The 848-nt window shown below is 55.3% G+C and carries 1 protein-coding gene; it reads right to left on the bottom strand.

Annotated features, from left to right (window positions below):
* Nucleotides 1–848 (bottom strand): AMP-binding protein (locus tag AACS90_RS04280; RefSeq protein WP_153043719.1); only part of this gene is annotated, 848 nt, incomplete at both ends.

Genomic DNA, 848 nt, shown 5'->3' with positions numbered 1-848 from the left:
CAGAGATAGGCCACCAGACGGGTATCCCCTTCAGCGTCTTCACGGGCTATCACGACAGCCTCCTGTACACCCGGGCACTGCATCAGGCCTGCTTCAATTTCCCCTAATTCAATGCGGAAACCACGCAGTTTCACCTGAAAATCATTACGTCCGAGGTATTCGAGACTGCCATCCGGCAACCAGCGCCCCAAGTCGCCGGTTTTGTACATACGCATCCCGGATTTATCGGAGAACTCATCAGGCAGAAAACGCTCTGAGGTTAGTTCTGGTCGGTTCAGATAACCACGTGCCACGCCTGCACCAGCAACATAGAGTTCGCCAGCCACGCCCAGAGGGGCAGGCTGACCATAGGCATCAAGGACATAGATGCGTAAATCGTCAAGGGGCTGACCAATCAAACTGCCTTTCCCTGAATAAACATCCGGTTCGGTCAGTTCCCGATAGGTGGCATGCACGGTGATCTCAGTAATGCCATACATATTCACCAGACGCGTCTGCTCTGTCGGATTGCGGTCAACCCACGGCGCGAGGGTATGCAGCTCTAACGCTTCACCGCCAAAGATAATGCAACGCAGGGTGTGTTGCGCGTGCGGCATCGCATTCTGCGCTGTAATCAGCTGACGGAAGGCGCTGGGTGTCTGGTTCAGAACCGTCACTTTTTCACGGCACAGCAGCGCATAGAACTGGTGTGGTGAGCGGGCACACTCAGCCGGAATAACGACCAACCGCCCCCCGTAAGCCAGCGCGCCCCATAATTCCCATACGGAGAAATCGAAGGCAAAAGAGTGGAACAGCGTCCAGATATCGTTGTTATCAAACCGGAACCTCGCCTGTGTCGCTGCCAGCAG

It is taken from the genome of Xenorhabdus sp. KK7.4, from assembly GCF_963876465.1.
In the GTDB taxonomy this organism is placed as follows: domain Bacteria; phylum Pseudomonadota; class Gammaproteobacteria; order Enterobacterales; family Enterobacteriaceae; genus Xenorhabdus; species Xenorhabdus stockiae.
This window is presented reverse-complemented; position numbering and strand designations above follow the sequence as displayed.